Source organism: Antribacter gilvus, assembly GCF_003946865.1.
GTDB classification, from domain to species: domain Bacteria; phylum Actinomycetota; class Actinomycetes; order Actinomycetales; family Cellulomonadaceae; genus Antribacter; species Antribacter gilvus.
Genome location: NZ_QXTH01000007.1, coordinates 154,489 through 176,832, shown reverse-complemented (window position 1 = coordinate 176,832; position 22,344 = coordinate 154,489). Strand labels below are relative to the sequence as shown.

The window sequence follows — 22,344 nt, the reverse complement described above, 5'->3', positions numbered from 1 at the left end:
TGCGGAATGGTTTACCCATGGACACTAATCTCCCTACCCGTGTCCGCGAAGCGATCGCCGAGACCGGTCTGACCCACGCGGAGTTCGCTGCACGTGTGCGGATGACTGCCGATAAGCTCTCGAAGTCCCTGAATGGAAGTCGACGCTTCACCACGCTTGAGTTGGCGCTCATCGCTGACGCCTCAGGGACGACTGTCGATTGGCTCATCAACGGGACCGTCGTCGAGCAGCCCGCGATGGCTGCGCGCACCGTGCTGAAAAGTGGACAGAGCAAGCAGGAAATCGAGTCGTTCGTCGAGCACTTCATGACTGCCGACCGGCAACTCCAGAAGCTTCGCGGGCGTCGTGAACTCACGCCTTTGCCTGTCGGTCCGCCGCCGGAGGGGGCGGAGGCATACGTTCCGCAGGTTCTCGCGACCTACGCTGCGGACCGCCTTGCGGCGCTTGACCGCAATGTCGATGGTCTAACAACTGCGGACCTAATTGAGGCGATCCGCCAGGCTTTCGATGTTGACACGGTTGTCGATACCCTTCCTGGTGGACTCGACGGGTTTGCCTGGCAGACGTCGACGCTGCGCATCCTGGGTGTCCGCCGCACGCCCTACTGGGCGAGGCAGCGGTTCACTCTCGCTCACGAGTTGGGCCACATTTTGATGCACCAGGCCAAGGACCTGCTCGCCGAGAACGAGACGAACGGTCAGAAGCCGCCGGGAGAGCGGGCAGCTGACCAGTTCGCCGCGCACTTCCTCATGCCTGAGAGGGCCCTGCGTGATGCTGCGTCGTCGGGGCACCTCGAACGGCACACCGCCATCGATCTCATCAACCGCTTGCTCGTCTCGCCTGCTGCGTTCAGCTGGCGCGCGTACAACCTCGGGCTGATCTCAGCCAGCGAGCGGGAGGAGCTGGCCGTTCTCACAGCTGAGATCTGTGCGGTTCTTGGGGACCGCGCTGACCTTGTCTACCAGGCGCGGACTGCATCTGAGGCACAGCGACTGCCTCGGCGGCTCGTCGTTGGACACATCTCGGCCTATCAGGAGGGCGAGACGTCCGCCCGCCCGCTCGCGAACCTGCTGGGCGTGCCAGTCCAAGAGGTCGTCAATCTCTTCGGCGGAGGGGACCAGGAAGGTTGAGCCATCTCTGGTTCCCGGACAACTCGGTCCTCTGCAACTTCGCCGCGGTCCAGAGCATCGGTCTCCTGAAGAGTGATCTCCAAGCTCGGGGCCGGTGGTCGGCCGCTGTCGCGTACGAGACGGAGAACTCATCGGCGTTCTTGCCGAATCTGCGCGAGCTGATCGACGGGGACTGGCTCAGCGACCCCATTGAGACCACCGAAGGCGAAGCAGAGGTGATCGACCGGATCCGTGTCGCGGCCTTTGGCGGGAACGATCAGAAGCCGCTTCAGCACCTCGGAGAGGCCGAGACCTGCCACATCTTGCGGACTCGCCCAGAGTTCGCTGGGTCCGTGTGGATTACCGATGACATTGCCGCTCTGGACTTCGGGCGCCGGGGCGGTCTGACGACGTGGTCGACTCGGACGATTGTCGAGCATCTCATCGCCAACGGCGAACTGTCTGAGGACGGAGGATTCGCCCTGCTCCGCGCGATGGAGGCAGCGGACCGCTTCGTCTTCAACATGCCGACCGCTGTACGCGATCTCCATTGAAGCTCGCTCCGACCGGCAACCTGCGTGCCCCTCCGTAGGTGCTCAACCCGCGTGAGTTCCACACGATCGTTCACCACTTGACGTGGTTGAGGCCTCCCGCGTCGGACACCAGTACGGTGGGCCGGTGCGATCCACGGCCTACACCTGGAAGGTCACCAAGTACGACCCTGCAGACTTCGATGGGCACTATGTCGGCACTCTCTCGTCGTTCACCGACCACGGCCCGGTCGAGGCCTCGTACCTGGATGCAGTCTTGGCCTTCGCCCGTGCGTCCGGCACCGAGACGCTCACGGTCCGCGAGCCGCAAGTAGCACCGCTCACCCGGTCCTGGCCGGACAGGGTCCCCGCGGGGCATGTTCTGTACCGGATCCTGGGCGACGACCTGAGTGCGTTCCACGACGGGGCCGAGGTCTCGCTCGAGGCGGCCGTCGAGCTCGTCCGGGAGATGCTCGGCGGCGACGACGGTGTGTGGTGCCGGCTCGAGCACGAGGACCAGTTCTTCGTCCACATCGGCTGGGACATGTACATGTACATCGGCAGCGACGACCCCTGCGAGGACGCGGTCCGGTCGAGCCGCGACGCGGGACTGTTCCCGGTGGAGATCGAGTGCTCGCCGCACGCCTTCGACCAGGACGATCACGACGACGTCGTCGACCGCCCGGGTGACGATGAGTTCTGGCGGGCCGTTGCCTCGATCCTCCAGGACGAGGACCACTTGCTGCTTGAGGAGAGCTCGGTGCAGAACGCGTCCCGATGGCACCGGATCACCCGGCACAACGTTGGTGAGGTGCGGGCGATGCTTCAGCCGCGGGCGATGGTGACGATCCTGCCTGGGATGACCGACGACGCCGCCTCCGTGGTCACGCACGTGGAAGCGAACCTGGACGACAGCGGCTTCGACGTCGTCTGGTCGGACGAGACCGGCACCGTCCGAGGCGTCCTCGTCATGGACGCCGAAGACCTCGACGGATGCCGCGACGGGCTTCGCGCGGCGCGGGCCGCAGCGTCCTTCCCCTTCACGGTCGACGACCGGCCCAGGCTCTGTACTGCCACCATGCCCGACGCGGACGGCGTGCTCCGCGCACGCTGGCGACCAGACCCCGCACCGGCAGACCGCGACTGGGCCGCCCGCGTCGAGCCCTAGACCAGGACCTCGCCCCCGCGCACCACGACCCGCCCCCCGGCCACGACGAGCTCACGGGCCGGCGCGCGGACGACCGCGTCCTCGGGGTTCTCCGCGTCCAGCAGCACGATGTCCGCGCGGGCGCCGACGACGAGGTCGTGGTCGGTGCGCCCGACGAAGGCCGCCGCGTCGCTCGTCGCGATCCGGGCCGTGCGCACGAGGTCCTCGTCATGGCGGAAGCGTGCGAGCTGCGCCAGGCGGGTGGTGAGCGCGAGCAGGTCGCCGGTGCCGTAGGGCGACCACAGGTCGCGGATGCCGTCGGTGCCCAGCCCCACGCGCACCCCGTGCTCGCGCAGCAGGTCCAGGGGCAGTGGCGTCGCGCCGATCGGGGCGACCGTCGTCATGCTGATCCCGGCCTCGCCCATCGCGGAGACCAGGTCGGCCGTCCGGTGCGCGGGCAGCTGACCGACGGCGAACCCGTGCGCCACGTTCACCCGGCCCTGGAGGCCGGCACGGACCGTGCGCTCGATCATGAGCTCGATCTGGAAGGCGCCGAGCTCGCCGCCGTCGTGCAGGTGGACGTCGATCCCGACACCGCGACGCTCGGCGATCTCGAACAGCCCGTCGAGCTGGCCCACGGGGTCGCGGTCGATGGAGGCGGGGTCGAGCCCGCCGATGTGCTCGGCCCCCGCGGCGGCGGCGTCGTCGAGCAGCTCGAGCACGCCCGGCCGGCGCAGGACGCCGTCCTGTGGGAACGCGACGATCTGGGCCTCGACCGCGCCGCCGAGCGCGGCGAGCGACTCGCGGACGACGTCGATCCCGCGCAGGCCGAGCCCCAGGTCGACGTCCACGTGGGTGCGGACGGCCGTGGTGCCGTGGCGGAGGAGCTCCCGCAGCACCGTCGTCGTCACGTCGACCCCGGGGATGCCGAGCTCGTCGCGGTGCGCGCGCTCGTGCGCGATGCGCCCCTGCGTGGTGGCTTCGCCGCCGTAGCTCACCCACGGCTTGCCCCACCAGCTCTTGTCGACGTGCGCGTGCGCGTTGACGAACCCCGGCAGGGCCAGCAGCCCGCGCCCGTCGACCTCGCCCGCGGCGAGGCCGACATGGCCCGACGGCGCCGCGCCGGTCGAGTCAGAAGGTGTCACCTGACTGATGCGTCCGTCCGCGACGTGGAGATCGACGGCCGGACCGCCCCACGGGCGGACGTTGCGCAGCACGGAGACCACCTGGGGCGCGCTCGGGAGCGGGTTCATGGGGAGTTCCTTCCTCGGGCTGGGATCGTCAAACGGTATACCATTTGCGATCAACACTTGGCGGGAGGATGTCGCCATGACCTCAGAGCAGTCGTTCGAGCCCGAGGCGGACAGGGTCGCCCGGATCGTTCGCGAGCAGATCATCGAGGGGGAGCGAGCCCCGGGGGACAGGCTCGTCGAACGCGACCTCGCGACCGAGCTCGGGGTGAGTCGCGTCCCCGTGCGCGAGGCGCTCAGGATGCTCGTCGCCGAGGGTCTCGTGACCCCCCGTCCCCGGACCTGGGCCGTGGTGCGCACCTTCACGGACGCCGACGTCGACGACCTGATCGAGGTCCGTTCCGCGATCGAGACGCTCACGTTCCGCCTCGCCGCCGAACGTCGCAGCCCTGAGCGGCTCACCGAGCTCGAGGCTGTCCTGGACCGCGAGGCGCAGGCGGCTCGCGCCCAGGACCCGACGGCCGCACACCGGGCCGGCGCCGACTTCCACGAGCTCGTCGCGGCCACGGCCGCGAGCCCGCTCCTGGACGAGATCGGTGCGATCACCGCGAGCCGGCTGCGCTGGCTCCTCGGGCAGCACCTCGATCTGCAGGAGATGGTCGACGAGCACCTCGGACTCCTGGGCGCGATCCGCGCAGGCGACGGTCAGGAGGCGGCACGACTCGCCGTCGAGCACCTGCGGACCAGCCGCGACGCCGCACGCCGGCTGCGTGCCGAGCAGGCGGCATCCCGCCACTGAGCCCGGCTCCTGTCGGGGGTGCCCCCGCTCAGGCGGCCGCGGTGCTCCGGTCCGCCGCGTGGTCGGCGGGCTCGTCGCCCGTCAGCTGCCCGCGCAGGCGGAGGGCGGCCTGCGCGCTGACCAGGGCGGCCTCCGCGACGTCGTCGTCCTCGGCGGTGTCGGCCGTGGCGAGGTGGTGGGCGAGGCGTGCGTCGAGCGCGGAGAGCGTCTCGTCCGGCTGCTGGGCGAAGTCGGTCGCGACCGCTTCGAGGTCGTCGTCACCGAACCGGAAGTGCGGCACCTCGGCCAGGTCGGTGACGAGGTGCAGGTCGCTACGGACGGCGCGCGCCAGGGCGGTGTCGATGCGCTCGAGGGTGCTCACGTGCGGAAACGTAATCCCCCGAATAGCCTCGAATCACCGAAAACGGCTGGTTTCACCCGCCCATTGTGACCTGTCCCACTCCGTCGAAGCGTTGCGAAGGTCCCCCAAAGTTAGGTTAGGCTCACCAGCGTGACGACTCAGGCGGGCAGCGACCAGGCTGCCCAGACCACCGCTCAGCCGTGGCGCATGTTCGACGTCGAGGTGACGCGCGTGACGCGGCTCTGCCCGTCGTTCGTGCGCATCACCTTCACCGGCGCGGACCTCGACCAGTTCGCGGACAACGGCCGCGACCAGCGCATCAAGCTGCTGCTGCCCGCCCCGTGCGGCAGCGGCTGGGCCGACCTGCGCCGTGACGACCCGGACTGGTACTCCGCCTGGCGGGCGCTGCCCGACGAGCGTCGCAACCCGCTCCGCACCTACACCGTCCGCACGGTGCGCAACGACCGCCGCGAGGTCGACGTCGACATGGTCCTCCACGGAGACTCCGGCCCGGCCTCGCGCTGGGCGCTCTGCGCCGAGCCGGGCGCGCCGCTCGTCATCATGGGCCCCAACGCCGCGTACACGGACGGCACGCACGGCGGCGTGGAGTTCGCGCCGCCGTCGCGCAGCCACGCACTGCTCCTCGCGGGCGACGAGACCGCTGTGCCGGCGATCGCCGCGATCTGCGAGTCGCTGCCCGACGACGCGGTGGGCGAGGTCTTCCTCGAGGTGCCGCACCCCGAGGACGGCTGGGACCTCGGCGCCCCCGCGGGTGTCCGCGTGCACTGGCTGGCTCGTGACGGCCGCGACCACGGCGACGTGCTCGTCCCGGCCGTGCAGGCCGCGGCGGACCGGCTCCTCGCGATGGGCGTCCGTCCGTCGGCGACGACCACCGTGTCGGCGCCGGTGACGCTCACGGCCGCCGGCATCGACCTGTCGGGCGAGCCGGAGGACGTGGACATCGACAACGGCATCCTGTGGGAGGTGCCCGTCGACATGACCGGTGCTCCGCTGGTGCAGGACACCGTGCTCTACGCGTGGTTCGCCGGTGAGGCGGGGATGATCAAGACGCTCCGCCGGTTCCTGGTGTCCGAGCGCGGCGTGGACCGCAAGGCGGTCGCGTTCATGGGCTACTGGCGCAAGGGCCGCTCCGAGATCTGACGGCAGGGAGCGACGCGGCCCGGGGTGGGCGACCGCCCCGGGCCTCTTGCGCTCCGTAGGCTAATGCTATTAGCCTACGGGCTATGACAACTCACCACCTCGACCGGCCGGACGGCCGCCTCGCCTACGACCTGACCGGCCCCGACGGCGCGCCGCTCGCGGTGACCGTGCACGGCATGGGGGCCAACCGGAAGGCTTTCCGCCTGCTCGCGCCGGCGCTGGTCGACGCGGGCTTCCGGGTCGCGAGCCTCGATGTGCGGGGGCACGGCGAGTCCACGGCGGTCTGGCCGGCCTACGACGCCGAGCAGGTGGCCGACGACGTCCTCGCGCTCGTGCGCCACCTCGACGGCGGTCCGGCCGTGCTCGTCGGCAGCTCCGTCGGCAGCGCTGCCGTGACGTTCGCGGCGGCGCGCGCTCCGCAGGACGTGGCCGGGATCGTGCTCGTGGGCGCGACGACCGTGCAGCGCGCGCTGAACCCCGTGCTGCGGCTGGCGCTCTGGGCGGTGACGCACAACGTCACCCTGTGGGGAGCCTTCTACCGCAGCCTGTTCAAGGCGGGGACGCCCGCCGACCACGCCGACGACACGGCCCGCCTCCTGGCCCAGCTCCGTGAGCCCGGCCGGCTGCACGCCGTCGGCGCGGTGCTCGACCCCACCTCCGTCTGGTGGGCGGACGGCCCCGCGGCCGAGGTGGCCTGCCCGGTCCTCGTCGTCATGGGCACCCTCGACCCCGACTTCCCGGACGCGCCCGCCGAGGCGCGGGCCGCCGTCGGCTCCTTCACGGCCACCACGGCCGAGCTGCTCCTGGTCGACGAGGCCGGCCACTACCCGTTCCTCGAGATCCCGGACCGGGTGAACCCGGCGATCGCGCGGTTCGCGGCCGAGGCGCGGAGCCGGGCCCGTGGCTAGGGCGGGCCTGTCGCCGCGGGCTGTGGTCGACGCCGCGGTCGCCGTCGTGGACGCCGACGGCCCGGCGGCGCTCACGCTCGCCGCCGTGGCCGCTCGGACGGGGGTGGCGACCCCCTCGCTGTACAAGCACGTGGGCGGGCTGGGGGAGCTGCGCACCCTCGTGTCCCTCCGGTTCCTGGAGGAGCTGGGTGACGTCGTCACCGCCGCGGGGCTGGGCCGCTCGGGGGACGACGCGGTCTCCGCCCTGCTGCACGGCTGGCGGCGGTACGTCCTCGACCACCCGCACCGGTACGCGTTCGTGCCGCTCGCCCCGCTCACGGACCCGGTCCTGGAGGCGGCAGGGAAGCGCGTGCTGGACGTCTTCGCGGCGGTGCTGGCCGGCTACGGGCTGTCCGGCGCCGAGGCGGTCCACGCCATGCGCCGCGCCCGCGCCGTCGTGCACGGGTTCGCCTCCCTGGAGGCCGCGGGAGGGTTCGCGATGGCGGAGGACGTCGACGCCAGCTTCGAGGGGGTCGTGGCGATGGTGGTGGCGAGCCTGCGGTGACCCGGGGCCGCGGTGACCGGGCCGCGGCGGCCCGCCCTACGGTGGGCGTTAGGGGGCTTTTGTGGAGTGTGTCACCTCTCGGCTAGAGTCGCGCTGATTCCTCATCCGGTCACCGCTGACCTCGGAGGGCGACAATGGCACAGCGCAAAGCCCTCCCGGGTGACAGTCCCGTCCGGTTCGCGGCCGCCGCCGCCGTGATCATGGCGATCGGTACGGTGGCCAGCCTCCTGGCAGAGCTGTTCGACGGCCGCGCCAAGCAGATCCTCGTCATCGGCGCCGCGGCCTTCGTCCTGGCCGGGACCTGGGCGGCGATCCGCGCTCTGGGCATGCCTCGGATGCCTCGCTGGGCGCAGGTCGTCGTCGTCGCGATGTCGGCGGTGGGCCTCGGCGTGGTCGGCTTCCTCCTGGTCCGGGACGCGCTCCTGCCCGACCGCTGCCCGGCCGCAGTCGAGCTGACGGTGCTCATGCCCCAGGACGGGCACGCCGAGCTGGCGGCTCTCGTCAACGACTTCGCGGACGACTACGTGGACGACACCGGCTGCCCCCGGGCGCACGTCACGGCCTTCGAGACCGACTGGCACGGCGCGCGCGCCGCCATGACAGCCGGCTGGGGCGAGGACCAGCTGCGCGACGTCGGCCCCCGGCCCGACGTCTGGATCACCGAGTCGGCGGCGCAGGTGCGCGCGGTGGCCGGTGGTGCGGTCATCGCCGAGGCGTCGGACGACGTCGAGGCGGGCGCGACCGCGCCCGATGGAGCGACCGCGGGCGAGCCCGCGGCCGAGCCCGGCGCCGAGGCCTCGACGCCGCCGCACCTGACGCCCGTCGTGCCGGAGTTCGGGCGGCAGGCCACGGTGGGCAGCACGCCCCTGGTCCTCGCGGTCCCGCGCGCGCTGCCGGGGGTCGAGCGCACCGGTGTGCCGGCCGCCGACCTGATCGAAGCCGTCGCCGCCGCCGGCGTCCCTGTGGTGCGGGCGGCTCCCGACACGTCGTTCACCGCCCTGCGCCAGGCCGAGGCCATCTACGACGACGTCGAGCCGGACGGGATCCGCCGCGTGGAGCAGCGGGTCGCCCTCGGGCTGGCGGCGACCGGCCTGCCCGTGAGCAGCGACGGCGCACTGATGTGCCGGCTCCTGGAGGCCAGCGGTGACAGCTCCGCCCCCGCGGCCGTGCTGACGACGGAGCGCGCCATGGTGGCGTACAACCTCGGACGGTCCTGCCCGTCGGGCGCCGACCCGGGCGACGGCCTGATCGCGTACTACCCGGACGGCGCGGGCTCCGTCACGTACCAGGCGACGACGGTGCGGTGGCCGGGCACGCCGCCGTCGGACGAGGCCGTGGACGTCCGGACCGAGCGACGCCGGGCGTCCGTCGCGCTCCTCGCCTGGCTGGCCGACGACGCCCAGGCGACCCTGCCCGAACGTCTCGGCCTGCGCCGGGCCGACGGGACGGTGCAGGCACCGCTCGACGCCAGTCGCGGCGTCCTCGACAACGTGGAGCTCGATCTGGAGGCCCCTGCCTGGCAGACGCTGGAGAACGCCCTCACCGCCTACGGCCTGGCGCGCCGGCCCACCCATGTGCTCGTCCTCGTGGACGCGTCCGGCTCGATGCGCGAGCAGGTGGGTGCGAGCGGGGCGACCCGGTTCGCCATCGCGTCGCTGCGCGTGCGGGAGGCGTTCAACTATCTCGGCCCGAGCGACGGGTTCGGCCTGTCCTTCTTCTCCGGCTCGGCGGCCACGAGCCCGGTGACCGAGCTGTCGATCAGTGCCGGCCGGACCGAGGGCGAGGTGGCCGCGGCCCTCGCGGAGCACGCGCCCGACGGCTCCGGCCCGGTCCTGGACACGCCGCTCTACGACGCCGTGGTCGACGGGCTGGCCGAGCTCGACGCCCGCGCCGCCGCCGACCCGGCCTCCCTGTACGCGATGGTGGTCCTGACGGACGGCCGTGACGAGTCCGACCTGCCGGTCGCGCTCGCGGACGTGGAGGCACGTGCGGACGGGTCGGCCGCGCGGGCGTACGTCGTCGCGGTGGGTGGGACGAGCTGCGAGGAGACAGGCCTCGGCAACGTCGCGGCGGTGACCGGCGGCCAGTGCGCCACGTCCGGCTTCGACGACCTCGACGACGTGCTCACCGCCTTCTACCTCCAGCTCTGGGGCAGTCATGCTCCCAAAGAATGAGACGCGCGGCGTCACCCGGCGAGACGTCCTCGGGGTCGCGGCGGGGCTCGGCGCCGGTGCCGTGCTCGGGGTGCTCGGGTCGGGCGCGATCGGCGTGGGCCCGTGGTGGCCGGGGCGCGAGCGGGAGCCGGAACAGCTCCCGGCGGGCGAACGGCTGACGGTGCTCAGCGGGCGGGACGAGACCACGAACCACCAGCGACGGCTGCTGGTCGAGACCTGGAACGCCCTGCACCCGGACCGGCCGGCGCAGATGGTGGAGCTGTCGGGCAACGCCGACCTCGCCTGGGCGACGCTGCACACAGCGGCGCAGGAGCGTGACCCCCGCTACGACGTCTACAACCTCGACATCCCGTGGATCCCGCAGTTCGCGGCGCTCGGCTACCTGCGGCCCCTGGACGACGTCGACACGGACGGCTTCGTCGTCGGCCCGCGCGAGGCGGGGCGCTGGGACGGGCGGCTGTGGGCCCTGCCCTTCAACACGGACGTGGGACTGCTGTACTACCGTCCCAGCCTGCTGGAGCGGGCGGGCGTGCCGCTCGCCGACCAGGCCGCTGCGATCACGACCTGGGACGACCTGCTGGACGTGGCCAGGGGCGTGCGCGAGCTGGGCCTCGCCGCCGGCGGCATCGCCCTGCAGCTCGCGGACTACGAGGGGTTCACGGTCCACGTGCTGGAGCTGCTCCTCGGCTCGGGTGCGCGCCCCGTCACGGCCGACGGCGACCCCCGCGTCGCCGAGGACAGCCGCACCCGGCGGGTGCTGGAGCTGCTGGGGAACCGGCTCAGCGACGACACGGTCCTCAGCGACTCGCTGACCTTCGACGAGAGCGCCTCCCTCGACGCGTTCGTCGCGGGCCGCACGGCGTTCCTGCGCCACTGGCCGGTCGCGCACCGGACCCTCTCGGGCGTGTCCGGCCTCGACGTGGCGGTGGCGCCGCTGCCGGGCGGCGGTCTCCTGGGCGGCCAGAGCCTGGCCGTGTCGGCCTGGTCGCGCTACCCCGTCGCCGCGCAGGAGCTCGCGGAGTTCCTCACGGGGGAGCGCAGCCAGCAGATCCTGCGCGAGCGGGGTGGCTTCGCGGCCGCACGCCCGGAGCCGTACTACGACCGGGTGGGCGCCACGCCGGACCCGCAGGCCGCGACGCTCCTCGCCGCGCTCCAGGATGCGCACCGCCGGCCGGCGCTCGTGCACTGGTCGCGGTTCAGCGACGCGTTCCACGGCTTCCTGCACCGCGCCTACGACTCGGGCCAGGCGCCCGACCTGGATGCGCTCCAGGAGCGCCTGGACACGGCGGTCTCGGGCCGGACGCGCACGTAGAGGCTGTCGGACTGCCGGGCGGACCCCGGGTCAGCGCTCGATGCCCAGGTCCTCGATCACCTCGACGCCCGGCATCGTCGCGAGCAGCGGGCCCGGCATGAGCAGCTTGGACTGCCGCACGCCGCTGCCCATGAGGGCGAGCGTCCCCAGGTCGGAGAGGCGTGAGTCCACCAGGACGCGCCATCCGGCCGGCAGGCCCACGGGCGTGATGCCGCCGTACTCCATCCCCGACTCCGCCACCGCCCGGTCCGTGGGCAGGAACGACGCCTTGCGGACGTCGAGGAGCTTGCGGACGCGGGTGTTGACGTCGGCGCGAGTGGCAGCGGTGACGACGACGGCGGCGATCCGCTCGTCCTCGCCACGGCGCCCGGCCACGAGGACGCAGTTGGCGGACGCCTCCGGTGGCAGCCCGTGCACCTCGTTGAGGGTGGCGGTGTCGGCGTGGTCGGGGTCGATCTCGGTCACGGCGACCTGGTCGCGCACCTGGGGGTTGGCGTCGGCCCAGGCGCGGAGCGCCGCCACGACGGGCGCGGCGAGGAGATCGGTGCGGTCGAGCGCGGGCTCCCAGGGGAGGTCGCCGAGCGTGGGAAGAGTCATGCGGTGATTCTGCCGGACGCACAGCGTGCCCGACGGCATGGCCCACGGATCAGGCGCTGTAGGTGACCATCAGCGTGGCGCGGCCCAGCGCGTGGAAGAAGACGTTGAACCCGACCTGGGCGTTCGTGGCCTCGGGGCTGAGGCCCAGCTCGGCGAGCGACGGCACGTCCAGCGCGTGGACGGCGAAGATGTAGCGGTGCGGGTGGTCTCCGGGTGGCGGGCCGGCGCCCTCGTAGCCCGGGTTGCGGCCGTCGCCGCGGACCTGGAACGCGCCCCCGGGCAGGTCGGACCCGTCGCCGGCGCCGGTGGGCAGGGACGTGACCCCTGCCGGGAGGTCCACGAGGTTCCAGTGCCAGTAGCCGGACGGCGTGGGCGCGTCGACGTCGTAGCAGCTCACCACGAACGACTGGGTCCCCTCGGGGAACCCGGACCACTCGAGGGCGGGGGAGACGTTCTCGTGCTGGACGGCGTGCCGGTCGGGCATGCGCTCGCCGTCGACGAGGTCGGTGCTCGTCAGGCGGAACGTGGCCGCGACGGGCAGCAGCGAGTAAGGGTCGGGCGGGTACGGGCGCTCGAAGTCCATAGGTCTACTCTGCCCGGTTCGTACGCCCCTCGCCAGGGACGCGCTCGCCGCCTCCGTGGTACGGTTCTCACCAAACCGACCGGACGGTACGTTGCCCGACGACAACCACGCCCGGCGCGACGACGAGGTCGACGACACGATGGGGTGAGCGGGTGCGCAGGTTCGAGGACAGGGTCGCCGTGGTGACCGGAGGAAGCCGGGGGATCGGTCTGGCGATCGCGCGCCGGATCGTCGCCGAGGGCGGCAAGGTGGTCATCACGGGCCGTGACCCGGAGTCGTTGCAGCAGGCGGTGGACGAGATCGGTACGGACGACGCGGTCTTCGTGCGCGGCCGGGCCGACGACGCCGACCATCAGGTCGCCACGATCGCGCATGCCGTGGAGCGGTTCGGCAGGCTCGACCACCTGGTCAACAACACGGGCATCAACCCGTCGTGGGGTCCGCTGCGCGAGCTGGACCTTGTGGCGGCGCGCAAGATCATGGAGGTCAACGTGATCGGCTCGCTCCAGTGGACGCGGGCCGCCCTGGATGCGGGGCTGAGCCGGTCCATCGTGAACGTGGCGTCGCTCGCAGGCATCTCGGCCAGCCCCAACATCGCCTTCTACGGCGCCTCCAAGGCGGCGTTGATCAACCTCACCTCGCAGCTCGCCGACGAGCTGGCTCCCGCGATCCGTGTCAACGCCGTCGCGCCCGCCGTCGTCCGCACCAAGTTCGCCGACGCGCTCTTCGCGGGCCGCGAGGACGAGGCCGCCGCGGCCTACCCGCTGGCCCGCCTCGGCGAGCCGGACGACGTCGCCGGGCCGGTCGCGTTCCTCCTGTCCGACGATGCCGCCTGGGTCACCGGGCAGACCCTCAAGATCGACGGCGGCGTGAGCATCGGGTCGGTGGGGTAGAGGATGGTTGCCATGAGGACCACGAGCGTCGCCGACCAGGTGACCCGCGCCGCGCTTGAGCTGTTCGCCACGCAGGGTTACGCCACCACGAGCGTGCAGCAGATCGTCGAGGCAGCGGGCGTCACCAAGGGCGCCATGTACCACTACTTCCAGTCCAAGGACGACCTGCTCTTCGCGATCTACGAGCGCATGCTCTCGCTGCAGAAGTCGCGCCTGGACGAGATCATGGCGCGCGGCGGGGCCGTCGAGGAGGTGCTGCGGACCGTGTGCGTCGACGTCATCGAGACGTCGATCGACTTCCTGCCCGAGGGCACCGTCTTCTTCCGCAGCATGCACATGCTCACCGCGCCGCGGCGCCAGGAGGTGGTGCGCCGACGACGGGAGTACCACGACCAGTTCGCGACCCTGATCGAGCGCGGCCAGGCCGAGGGCGTCTTCCGCACGGACGTGCCCCGCTCCGTGCTCATCGCCCACTTCTTCAGCGACGTGCACTACCTGTCGCACTGGTACTCGCCGGAGGGCCCCGAGGACAAGACCGAGGTGGCCCAGCAGATCACGGACCTGTTCCTGCGGAGCATCCGCGCGAACGGAGGAGGAGCAACAGATGGGTGATCCCACGACGATGCGGGCCTGGCAGGTGGTGCGCCACGGCGAGCCGAAGGACGTCCTGGAACAGGTGGAGCTGCCGGTGCCCGAGCCGGGCCCGGGGGAGCTGCTCGTCCGGGTGCGCGCGGTCGCCGTGAACTTCCCCGACGTGCTGCTCGCCCGCGGGCAGTACCAGGTGCGGCCGGAGCTGCCGTTCGTGCCGGGCATCGAGCTGTGCGGCGACGTGGTGTCGGCCGGGGCGGACGTCGACGGCTTCACGCCGGGCGACCGCGTGGTCGGGTCCCGGATCGGGGTGCTGTCCGAGTACGCGATCCTCGACGCCTCCGCCGCGCACCGCGCGCCGGGTTCGCTCGACGACGCCCAGGCTGCGTCCCTCACGATCGCGTACCAGACCGCGTGGTTCGGCCTGCACCGCCGGGCTGCGCTGCAGCGGGGCGAGCGGCTGCTCGTCCACGCTGCCGCGGGCGGCGTCGGCACCGCCGCCGCCCAGCTCGGGGCGGCGGCCGGGGCGCACGTGATCGGCGTGGTCGGCAGCGACGAGAAGGTGGCGGTGGCCCGCGACGCCGGGTGCGAGCACGTGCTCGTCCGCGGCGACGGCCTCGATCTCGCGGCCGCCGTCAAGGAGCTGACCGGCGGGCACGGCGCCGACGTGGTGTTCGACCCGGTGGGCGGCGACGCCTTCGACCAGTCGGCCCGTTGCGTCGCGTTCGAGGGCCGCATCGTGGTGGTCGGCTTCGCGAGCGGCCGGGTGCCGGAGGTCCGGGCCAACCACGCGCTCGTCAAGAACTACGGGGTGCTCGGCCTGCACTGGGGCCTCTACCCCGTGCAGCGGCCTGACCTCGTGCTGGAGGCGCACGCCGAGCTCACGCGGCTGGCCGACGCCGGCGTCGTGCGCCCCGTGGTGAGCGGCGTCGTGCCGTTCGACGAGGCGCCCGCCGCGGTCCAGCAGCTCGCGAGCGGCGCCACGACCGGCCGGCTCGTCGTGCGGGTCGGCGAGTGAGCGGCCCGGAAGGCTCGAGCGGTCTCGCCGGCCGTGGCGGCCCGGACGGGCTGGCCGGCCGCGTCGCCATCGTGACGGGCGGCGCCCGCGGCATCGGCGAGGCGTGCGTCCGCGCGCTCCACGGGGCGGGCGCGCACGTCGTCGTCGCGGACCTGCTCGACGACGTCGGCAAGGCCCTGGCCGCGGACCTGGGCGAGCGGGCCGTGTTCGAGCACCTCGACGTCACGGACGAGGACGACTGGTCGCGCGTGGTCGGCGCCACCACCGAGCGGCTCGGCGGCGTGGACGTGCTCGTGAACAACGCCGGGATCGGCGACGTCGGGCGGGTCACGAGCATCACCCGGGAGCGCTGGGACGCGGTGATCGCCGTGAACCTGACCGGGGTCTTCCTCGGCTGCCGCGCCGTGACCCCGGCGATGATCGCCGCGGGGCGCGGGTCGATCGTCAACATCTCGTCCGTCGAGGGTTTGCGAGGCAGCGCCGCCCTGCACGCGTACGTGGCGTCCAAGTTCGGCGTGCGAGGGCTGACGAAGTCCCTGGCCATGGAGCTGGGGCCGCGCGGCGTGCGGGTCAACTCGGTGCACCCGGGGTTCGTCATGACCGACATGACGGCGAGCATGGACCCGGAGTACGCGCACATCCCGCTGGGCCGGCCCGCGCAGCCGGACGACGTCGCCCGGCCCGTGCTGTTCCTCGCGGGCGACGGGTCCGCGTACCTGAGCGGCACGGAGGTCGTGGTGGACGGCGGCATGACGGCGGGCATCCAGCACGCCTGAACCCCCTCCCGCCCCTCGCTACGGGTACGCGTATGGCCGCCATCCCGCTGGGGATCGCGGCCATACGCGTACCTACAGCGAGGGGTTTGTCACGGGTGGGTGACACTGCCTCGAGGGGCATACCGTCCGGTCGGTTTATGCGGTACGGTGGCGCAGTCCGACACGAAGAGGTGCCGATGATGACCACCCGGTCTTCTGCTCCACCCGTCCCCGGCCCCACGCCCGGGACCCCCACCAGGCCGCCGTGCCTGGAGGTCGACCGCCTGACCGTGGCGTTCGGCGGGCTCACCGCGCTCGACGACGTCTCGTTCACCGTCGGCGCCGGCGAGACCGTCGCGCTGATCGGGCCCAACGGCGCCGGCAAGACCACCGTGTTCAACGCGGTGTGCGGCCTGGTCCGCCCGCGCGGCGGCAGCATCCGGCTCGGCGGCCGTCCGGCCCCCGGGTCGCCCACGCGCCTCGTCGCGGCCGGCGTGGCCCGCACGCTGCAGGGGCTCGGGCTCTTCAGCGGGATGACGGTGCTCGAGAACGTCATGGTCCCGCTCGCGACCGGCGCGGCCGGCACCCGGGGCACCCACGGGGACACCCCCGAGGACCCCGAGGCCGCCGCCCGCGCGACCCTCGACCGGCTCGGGCTGACCTCCCTCGTCCACCGCCCCGTCGACGCGCTGTCCTACCCGGACCGCAAGCAGGTCGCCCTCGCGCGGGCCCTCGTGACCCGGCCGAGCCTCCTGCTCCTCGACGAGCCGGCGGGCGGCCTGGGCCACGACGACATCGACCGTCTCGCTCAGACCGTCCGCGACGTCGCCGCCGACGGCTGCTCCGTCCTGCTCGTCGAGCACCACGTCGACTTCGTCATGGGGCTCGCCGACCGCGTCGTCGTCCTGGACTTCGGCAGGGTCATCGCGTGCGGCCCGCCCGACGAGGTCCGGGCGGACCCGGCGGTGGAGACGGCGTACCTGGGGGTCAGCGCCTCCCGCGAGGGTCGAGATGGCCTGGGCCCCGCGGTCGATGGGCAGAGCATCAGCGCCGAGGCCGCCTCGTGACCGCGCTCCTCACCATCGAGTCCCTCGCCGTCGGCTATGGCGGCGCGCCCGTCATCGCGAGCCTGGACCTGGCCGTCGAGGAGGGCACCGTCGTCGCGCTGCTCGGCGCCAACGGCGCGGGCAAGACCACGCTCCTGCGGACCGTGTCCGGCCTGATCACCCCCCGCGGGGGGCGCATCCTGCTCGACGGCGACGACCTCGCGGGCGTCGCCGTGGAGGACCGCGCCCGCTGCGGCCTCGCCCAGGTGCCGGAGGGCCGCAGCGTCGTCGCCGAGCTCACCGTCGAGGAGAACCTCCAGCTGGGCGCGCTGTGGCGGCACCGCCGCCGGGCCGAGCGCCGCGTGGCGGTGGACGAGATGTACGAGCTCTTCGAGCCCCTCGCGCGTCGCCGCTCCAGCGCCGGCCACCAGCTCTCCGGGGGCGAGCGCCAGATGCTCGCCCTCGCTCGGGCGCTGGTCGCCGAGCCGCGCGTGCTGCTGCTCGACGAGCCGTCGCTGGGCCTCGCCCCGCGCGTCGTCGCGCAGCTCCTCGCCGTGATCCGCGGCACCGTGGACCGCACCGGGCTCACCGTCCTGCTCGCCGAGCAGAACGTGACCAGCGCCCTCTCCGTCGCCGACCGCGGCGTCGTGCTCGGCCTCGGCGAGGTCGTCGCCGACGCGCCGGCCGCCGAGCTGGCCGCGGACCCTGCACTTCGACACGCCTACCTGGGGTTCTGATGGACAGACTCGTGTTCCTCCTGGCGACGGGCGTCGCGCGCGGCGCGGTGTTCGCCCTGTTCGCCCTCTCGCTCGTCATCGTGTGGCGCGCCGCCCGGGTGGTGAACTTCGCGCAGGGCGCCATGGCGGTCGTGGCCGTGTTCGTGGCGTTCGGCGTCACCGCCGCGACCGGTTCCTACTGGCTCGGCCTCGGCAGCGCGCTGCTCACGGGGGCGGTCCTCGGCGTCGTCGTCGAGCGGGGCGTCATGAACCACGTGCCGGCCGGCAACCCGCTGCCCGGCATGATCGTCGCGATCGGCCTCGTCATGGTGCTGCAGTCGGGCCTCGGGATGCTGTTCGGCCCGCAGCACCGGCCCATGGCGGCCCCGTTCGACGAGCGGCCGTTCCAGGTGGGCGGCGTGCCCGTCCTGTCGCCCTACGACGTGTTCGTGCTCGTGGTCGCCGTGGTCGTGATGGGCGTTCTCGCACTGCTCTTCACGCGCACGTCGCTCGGCCTGCAGCTGCGGGCCTCGGCGTTCGCCCCCGAGGTGTCCCGTCTGCTCGGGGTCCGCGTCCCGCGGATGCTCACGATCGGCTGGGTCCTGTCGAGCGCCGTCGCGGCGCTCGCCGCCCTGCTGCTCGTGCCCACCGAGCTGGGGCTCAACGCCCACTCCGCCGACATGCTGTTCGTGCACGCCTTCACCGTGGCGGTGGTCGGCGGGCTCGACTCGCCCGTCGGCGCCCTCCTGGGCGGCCTTGTCGTGGGCGTGCTCATGACGCTGGTCACCGGGTACCTCGGTGCCACCGTCGCCCCCGTCGCGGTGCTGGTCCTGCTCGCGACGGTCCTTCTGGTACGACCCGCCGGCATCTTCGCCGCGATCGAGGCGAGGCAGGCATGAACCGCGTCCTTCCCCAGGTGACGGGCACGCCCCGGATCCTTCTCGGCGGCCTGGCGCTCGCCTTCCTCGGCATCGCCGTCACGTTCGTCCTCGACCCGTACCGGAACTACCAGCTCGCGATCGTCGCCGCGTACTTCTGCGCCACGGCCGGGCTCTCGGTGCTCGTCGGCCTCACCGGCCAGCTCTCGCTGGGCCATGCCGCCCTGATGGCGGCAGGCGGATACGGCTACGCGCTCGCGGCGAGCCTCGTGGACGGAATGGCCGACGGCGGCCCGGGCACCTCGGGCGACGAAGGCACCTCCGTGGTGCGCGTCCTGGCAGGGCTGGCCGGAGCCGTCGTCGTCTCGGGGGTGCTCGGGCTCCTGCTCGGCCTGGCCGGGGCGCGGCTACGTGGCCCCTACCTGGCCGGACTCACCCTGGCCCTGGTCATCGCCCTGCCCGCGGTCACCGCCGTCCTGAGGGGCGTCCTCGGCGGCGACCAGGGCCTGCGCGCACCCTACGAGGACGTCCCGCCCGCGCTCGAGCGGCTCGTCGCCCTCGAGCAGTGGCACGCGTGGATCGCGATCCTCGCGGCCTCCGTGGCCGCCACCGGACTGGTCCTGCTCCGCCGCAGCCGGGCCGGCCTGCAGATGCGCGCCGTGCACGGCGACGAGACGGCCGCACGGCTCAGCGGCGTGCCCGCCGGCCGCGTCAAGGTCGTCGCGTTCGTCGCGAGCGCCGTCTCCGCCGGCCTCGGCGGCGCGGTGCTGTGCCTCGTCACCCAGTCGGTCAGCCCCGGCGCGTACTCGCTGGCGTTCTCCCTGCTCCTCGTCGTCGCCGCGGTCGTCGGCGGCCTCGGCAGTCTCGGGGGAGCGGCGGTCGGCTCCGCCGTCGTCGTGCTCCTGCCCTGGCTGATCGAGAGCGTCACCACGGCGCTCGACCTCCCCGCGGACCTTCAGCAGCGACTGTCGGGCAACCTCGCGGTCCTCGTGTTCGGCGCCCTCCTGGTCGTCGTGACCCTCGCCTGGCCGGGCGGTGCGGCGGGAGCTCTCGCCGCACGCCGCGCGGCCCGGTCCCAGCAACCCCCGCTCACAGAGAGGTGAACCCCATGTCCCACCACCGCACCAGCAGGTGCGTCGCGGCGGCCGCCACGGCGCTCGCCGTGGCAGCGCTCGCGGCCTGCAGCGTCCCGGAGCCGGAGGCCGAGGCAGCAGCTGCCCCCGGCGTCACCGACACCACCGTCACGGTCGGCACGCACCAGCCGCTGACGGGCCCGGCAGCGGCCGGCTACTCGTCCATCTCGGCGGCCACCAAGGCCTACTTCGACTACGTGAACGACAAGGGCGGCATCAACGGCCGCACCATCGAGTACGTCGTCAAGGACGACGGCTACAACCCGGCGACCACGCAGACCGTGGTGCGCGAGCTTGTCCAGGAGGACGAGGTCTTCGCGGTCCTCAACGGGCTCGGCACGCCGACGCACTCCTCGGTCCTCGACTTCCTGCACCAGAACGAGGTGCCGGACCTGTTCGTCGCGTCCGGCAGCACCGGCTGGAACGAGCCCGAGACATACCCGAACACGTTCGCGTTCAACGCGGACTACGTGACGGAGGGCGCCGCCCTGGGGCAGTACGCCGCCGACGAGCTCACCGGCAAGGCTGCCTGCGTGCTCGGCCAGGACGACGACTTCGGCACCGAGTTCCTCGAGGGCGTCGAGCTCGCGCTGGGCGCGGACGGCCTCACCGACGTGCAGACGTACTCGGTGTCCAACCAGGACGTGACGGCGCAGATCGGGGCCATGAAGGCCGCGGGCTGCGAGGTGGTCATGCTGGCGACGGTCAACGGCTTCACGGCGCTCGCCATCGGTACCGCGGCGCAGCTCGGCTGGTTCCCGCGCTGGCTCTCGTCGTCGTCGGGCGGTGACTACCCCACGCTCGTCGGCTTCCTCGGCGAGGAGAACGGGCCCAAGCTGCTCCAGGGCTTCGTGAGCACCAACTACCTGCCGATGGCCGACGACGAGTGGGTGGAGCTCTTCCGCCAGATCAACGACGACCACAACGGCGGCGCCCCGTTCGACGGCAACACGATCTACGGCATGAGCGTGGGCTACCTCTTCGCCGAGGCGCTCGCCATGGCCGGCGAGGACCCCACCCGCGAGAGCCTCGTCGAGGCGATCGAGTCGGGCAAGCTCGTGGGCAACGGCGTCGTGCCGCTGGCTTTCGGGCCGGACGACCACGCCGCCTTCCGCGGCGTGGGCATCACGATGGTGAACGAGGGCGTCCAGGACTTCGTCGGCACCACGTACAGCGTTGACGCCGAGACGGTCGAGGCCGTCGAGCCCCAGCCGGTCCCGCTGGAGAACGAGGGCGTCCCGGCGCCGTAGCGCTCTGCCCGACGCCGAAGCCCGCGTGGTCACCCAGGTGACCACGCGGGCTTCGGCGTCGGGCGGCGAGGGTCAGGCGCCGAACTGCTCCACCAGCTCGCGCTTGAGGATCTTGCCGCTCGGGCCGAGGGGCAGCTGCTCCATCACGTGCACGACCCGCGGGTACTTGTACGCCGCGACCTGCTCCTTCATGTAGCCCACGAGCTCGTCGGCGTCGACGGTCTCGCCGTCGTGCGCCAGGACGGCCGCGTGGACCTCCTGACCGTGGGCGTCGTCCGGCACGCCGAACACCGCGGCCATCGCGACCTTCGGGTGGCGCGCCATGACGGCCTCCACCTCCGTGGGGTACACGTTGTAGCCGTTGCGGATGATCATGTCCTTCTTGCGGTCCACGATCGTGATGACGCCCTCGGCGGTGACGGTGCCCAGGTCGCCCGTGCGGAACCAGCCGTCCACGATCGCCTCGGCCGTGGCGTCGGGCCGCCCGAGGTAGCCCTTCATGAGGTTGTGGCCCCGCACGACGATCTCGCCCAGCGCGCCCGGCTCCTCCAGGAGCTCGATGCGGCCCTCCACGTCCGCGTCGGCGATGGCCACGTCCACGCCCCAGATCGCCTTGCCCACCGTGCCCGGCCGGACCAGCTCGGTCAGCGGGTTCGTCGACACCGTCGGGGCGGTCTCCGTCAGGCCGTAGCCCTCGTGCACCTGGGCGCGGAACGTCTCCTCGAACGCCGACAGCACCGCGAGCGGCAGCGACGCGCCGCCCGAGACGGCGTACCGCAGGGTCGGACGGGCCTCGCTGCGCCGGCCGGCCTCGATCATGCCCATGAACATCGTCGGCACTGCCGTGAACACCGTCGCGTCGTGCTTCACCATGAGGGCCAGCGCGTCGTCCGGCTCGAACTTGGGCAGCAGGATGATCGCCGCGCCCACGCGGAAGCCCGTGTTCATCACCGACACCTGGCCGAACGCGTGGAACAGCGGAAGGCCGCCGAAGACGACGTCCGTGTGCCGCAGGTCGAAGGCGTCCACGAGCGAGCAGTGCACCTGCTCGACGACGGCCAGGTGCGAGCCCACGGCGCCCTTCGGTGTGCCCGTGGTCCCGCTCGTGTACAGGATCGTCGCCGCGGCGGTCGGCCGGACCGGCTCGTGCCGCACGATCGGCGTGGCCGCCGCAGCCTCCTCCTCGAGGCGGGGGAGCGCGGGGCCCCCGGCACCGGCGGGCGGGGCGAGGACGGTCAGGAGCGGCACGCCCGCGCGCTCCGCGGCCGGGATCGCCTCGCCGAGCAGCGGGGCGGCCACGACGACGACGTCGGCGCCGGAGTCGCGCAGCACGAACTCGATCTCGGCGGCCTTGAACAGCAGGTGGACCGGGACCACGACCGCGCCCAGGGAGAGCGCGGCGTAGTACACCCGGGGGAAGTCGGGCACGTTGGGCACGATCATCGCCACGCGGTCACCCGGACCGATCCCGCGGGCCCGCAGCGCGCCCGCATAGGCGCGGGTCTGGTCCCAGAGCTCGGCATACGTCGTGGTGGTGCCCATGAAGTGCAGGGCGGCGTTGCCGGGGCGGCGTCTGGCGGTCTCCGCGAGGATGCTCGCCGCGGAGAGCGTGCCGAAGCCGTCCCCGTCGATCGCCTCGTCGGGCTGGTGGGTCATGGTCGTTTCCTTTCCGT

At 72.7% G+C, this 22,344-nt stretch carries 23 protein-coding genes; 18 read left to right on the top strand and 5 right to left on the bottom strand.

All coding sequences use genetic code 11. The annotated features are described in order from the left end of the window. The first annotated feature begins 17 nt into the window (after window positions 1-17). From D1350_RS13625 to D1350_RS13615, 3 genes are all read left to right on the top strand, one after another. Window positions 18-1,130: an XRE family transcriptional regulator gene (locus tag D1350_RS13625; RefSeq protein ID WP_125776561.1), complete on the top strand. Its 1,113-nt coding sequence runs from the start codon at window positions 18-20 to the stop codon at window positions 1,128-1,130. Beyond that, window positions 1,127-1,663 (top strand): hypothetical protein, encoded by a 537-nt coding sequence (locus D1350_RS13620; protein ID WP_125776560.1) that lies wholly within the window; start codon window positions 1,127-1,129, stop codon window positions 1,661-1,663. Before D1350_RS13625 ends, D1350_RS13620 begins: the two co-directional genes overlap by 4 nt. 124 nt (window positions 1,664-1,787) lie before the next feature. Next, complete coding sequence (locus tag D1350_RS13615) at window positions 1,788-2,807, top strand: RNA-binding protein (protein WP_125776559.1); 1,020 nt, start codon at window positions 1,788-1,790, stop codon at window positions 2,805-2,807. Here D1350_RS13615 and D1350_RS13610 read toward each other — a convergent pair. After that, on the bottom strand, window positions 2,804-4,039 hold the full coding sequence (locus tag D1350_RS13610; RefSeq protein ID WP_125776558.1) for an amidohydrolase: 1,236 nt from the start codon (window positions 4,037-4,039) through the stop codon (window positions 2,804-2,806). The two genes, D1350_RS13615 and D1350_RS13610, sit on opposite strands and share 4 nt — an antisense overlap. 76 nt (window positions 4,040-4,115) lie before the next feature. Here D1350_RS13610 and D1350_RS13605 point away from each other — a divergent pair, with 76 nt between their 5' ends. Then, entirely contained in the window at window positions 4,116-4,775 is a 660-nt protein-coding gene (locus tag D1350_RS13605) for a GntR family transcriptional regulator (RefSeq protein WP_125776557.1), read from the top strand. Window positions 4,776-4,803: 28 nt separating this feature from the next. On the opposite strand, the gene D1350_RS13600 is transcribed toward D1350_RS13605, so the two are convergent. Next, window positions 4,804-5,136, bottom strand: a complete 333-nt coding sequence (locus D1350_RS13600) for a hypothetical protein (protein WP_125776556.1) — start codon at window positions 5,134-5,136, stop codon at window positions 4,804-4,806. A 129-nt stretch (window positions 5,137-5,265) separates the two neighbouring features. Between D1350_RS13600 and D1350_RS13595 the strand changes: the two genes are divergently transcribed. From D1350_RS13595 to D1350_RS13575, 5 genes are all read left to right on the top strand, one after another. Further along, window positions 5,266-6,276, top strand: coding sequence for a siderophore-interacting protein (locus D1350_RS13595; protein ID WP_420807811.1), 1,011 nt, complete (start codon window positions 5,266-5,268; stop codon window positions 6,274-6,276). Between the two features lie 83 nt (window positions 6,277-6,359). Then, window positions 6,360-7,184, top strand: coding sequence for an alpha/beta fold hydrolase (locus tag D1350_RS13590; RefSeq protein ID WP_125776555.1), 825 nt, complete (start codon window positions 6,360-6,362; stop codon window positions 7,182-7,184). Beyond that, window positions 7,177-7,728 (top strand): TetR-like C-terminal domain-containing protein, encoded by a 552-nt coding sequence (locus D1350_RS13585; RefSeq protein ID WP_125776554.1) that lies wholly within the window; start codon window positions 7,177-7,179, stop codon window positions 7,726-7,728. The genes D1350_RS13590 and D1350_RS13585 overlap by 8 nt, the downstream gene beginning before the upstream one ends. A 134-nt stretch (window positions 7,729-7,862) precedes the next feature. Beyond that, window positions 7,863-9,902, top strand: coding sequence for a vWA domain-containing protein (locus D1350_RS13580; protein WP_125776553.1), 2,040 nt, complete (start codon window positions 7,863-7,865; stop codon window positions 9,900-9,902). Then, entirely contained in the window at window positions 9,886-11,214 is a 1,329-nt protein-coding gene (locus D1350_RS13575; protein ID WP_125776552.1) for an extracellular solute-binding protein, read from the top strand. The genes D1350_RS13580 and D1350_RS13575 overlap by 17 nt, the downstream gene beginning before the upstream one ends. A gap of 30 nt (window positions 11,215-11,244) precedes the next feature. On the opposite strand, the gene D1350_RS13570 is transcribed toward D1350_RS13575, so the two are convergent. Then, window positions 11,245-11,811 carry a YbaK/EbsC family protein gene (locus D1350_RS13570; RefSeq protein WP_125776551.1) on the bottom strand — a complete coding sequence of 189 codons (567 nt, stop codon included), beginning with the start codon at window positions 11,809-11,811 and terminating at the stop codon, window positions 11,245-11,247. 49 nt (window positions 11,812-11,860) lie between these two features. Then, window positions 11,861-12,394 (bottom strand): YbhB/YbcL family Raf kinase inhibitor-like protein, encoded by a 534-nt coding sequence (locus tag D1350_RS13565; RefSeq protein ID WP_125776550.1) that lies wholly within the window; start codon window positions 12,392-12,394, stop codon window positions 11,861-11,863. Window positions 12,395-12,576: 182 nt separating this feature from the next. Between D1350_RS13565 and D1350_RS13560 the strand changes: the two genes are divergently transcribed. The 9 genes from D1350_RS13560 (at window position 12,577) to D1350_RS13520 (ending at window position 20,671) form a co-directional block, all read left to right on the top strand. Next, window positions 12,577-13,287: an SDR family oxidoreductase gene (locus D1350_RS13560; RefSeq protein WP_240644093.1), complete on the top strand. Its 711-nt coding sequence runs from the start codon at window positions 12,577-12,579 to the stop codon at window positions 13,285-13,287. Between the two features lie 12 nt (window positions 13,288-13,299). Then, the gene (locus D1350_RS13555; protein WP_206074534.1) at window positions 13,300-13,899 is read left to right on the top strand and encodes a TetR/AcrR family transcriptional regulator; all 600 of its coding nucleotides are present in this window, start codon (window positions 13,300-13,302) and stop codon (window positions 13,897-13,899) included. Beyond that, window positions 13,892-14,893, top strand: coding sequence for an NADPH:quinone oxidoreductase family protein (locus tag D1350_RS13550; protein ID WP_240644092.1), 1,002 nt, complete (start codon window positions 13,892-13,894; stop codon window positions 14,891-14,893). Before D1350_RS13555 ends, D1350_RS13550 begins: the two co-directional genes overlap by 8 nt. Then, window positions 14,890-15,669, top strand: a complete 780-nt coding sequence (locus D1350_RS13545; RefSeq protein WP_240644091.1) for an SDR family NAD(P)-dependent oxidoreductase — start codon at window positions 14,890-14,892, stop codon at window positions 15,667-15,669. Before D1350_RS13550 ends, D1350_RS13545 begins: the two co-directional genes overlap by 4 nt. 176 nt (window positions 15,670-15,845) lie before the next feature. Further along, window positions 15,846-16,715, top strand: coding sequence for an ABC transporter ATP-binding protein (locus D1350_RS13540; RefSeq protein WP_240644090.1), 870 nt, complete (start codon window positions 15,846-15,848; stop codon window positions 16,713-16,715). Beyond that, the gene (locus D1350_RS13535) at window positions 16,712-17,431 is read left to right on the top strand and encodes an ABC transporter ATP-binding protein (protein ID WP_125776547.1); all 720 of its coding nucleotides are present in this window, start codon (window positions 16,712-16,714) and stop codon (window positions 17,429-17,431) included. The genes D1350_RS13540 and D1350_RS13535 overlap by 4 nt, the downstream gene beginning before the upstream one ends. Then, window positions 17,431-18,309, top strand: a complete 879-nt coding sequence (locus D1350_RS13530; protein WP_125776546.1) for a branched-chain amino acid ABC transporter permease — start codon at window positions 17,431-17,433, stop codon at window positions 18,307-18,309. Before D1350_RS13535 ends, D1350_RS13530 begins: the two co-directional genes overlap by 1 nt. Further along, window positions 18,306-19,391, top strand: a complete 1,086-nt coding sequence (locus D1350_RS13525; protein ID WP_125776545.1) for a branched-chain amino acid ABC transporter permease — start codon at window positions 18,306-18,308, stop codon at window positions 19,389-19,391. The genes D1350_RS13530 and D1350_RS13525 overlap by 4 nt, the downstream gene beginning before the upstream one ends. A 5-nt stretch (window positions 19,392-19,396) precedes the next feature. After that, the gene (locus D1350_RS13520) at window positions 19,397-20,671 is read left to right on the top strand and encodes an ABC transporter substrate-binding protein (RefSeq protein ID WP_125776544.1); all 1,275 of its coding nucleotides are present in this window, start codon (window positions 19,397-19,399) and stop codon (window positions 20,669-20,671) included. 72 nt (window positions 20,672-20,743) lie between these two features. Here the strand turns inward: D1350_RS13520 and D1350_RS13515 are convergent, their stop codons facing one another. Further along, window positions 20,744-22,327, bottom strand: coding sequence for a long-chain-fatty-acid--CoA ligase (locus D1350_RS13515; RefSeq protein WP_125776543.1), 1,584 nt, complete (start codon window positions 22,325-22,327; stop codon window positions 20,744-20,746). Window positions 22,328-22,344: the final 17 nt, after the last annotated feature.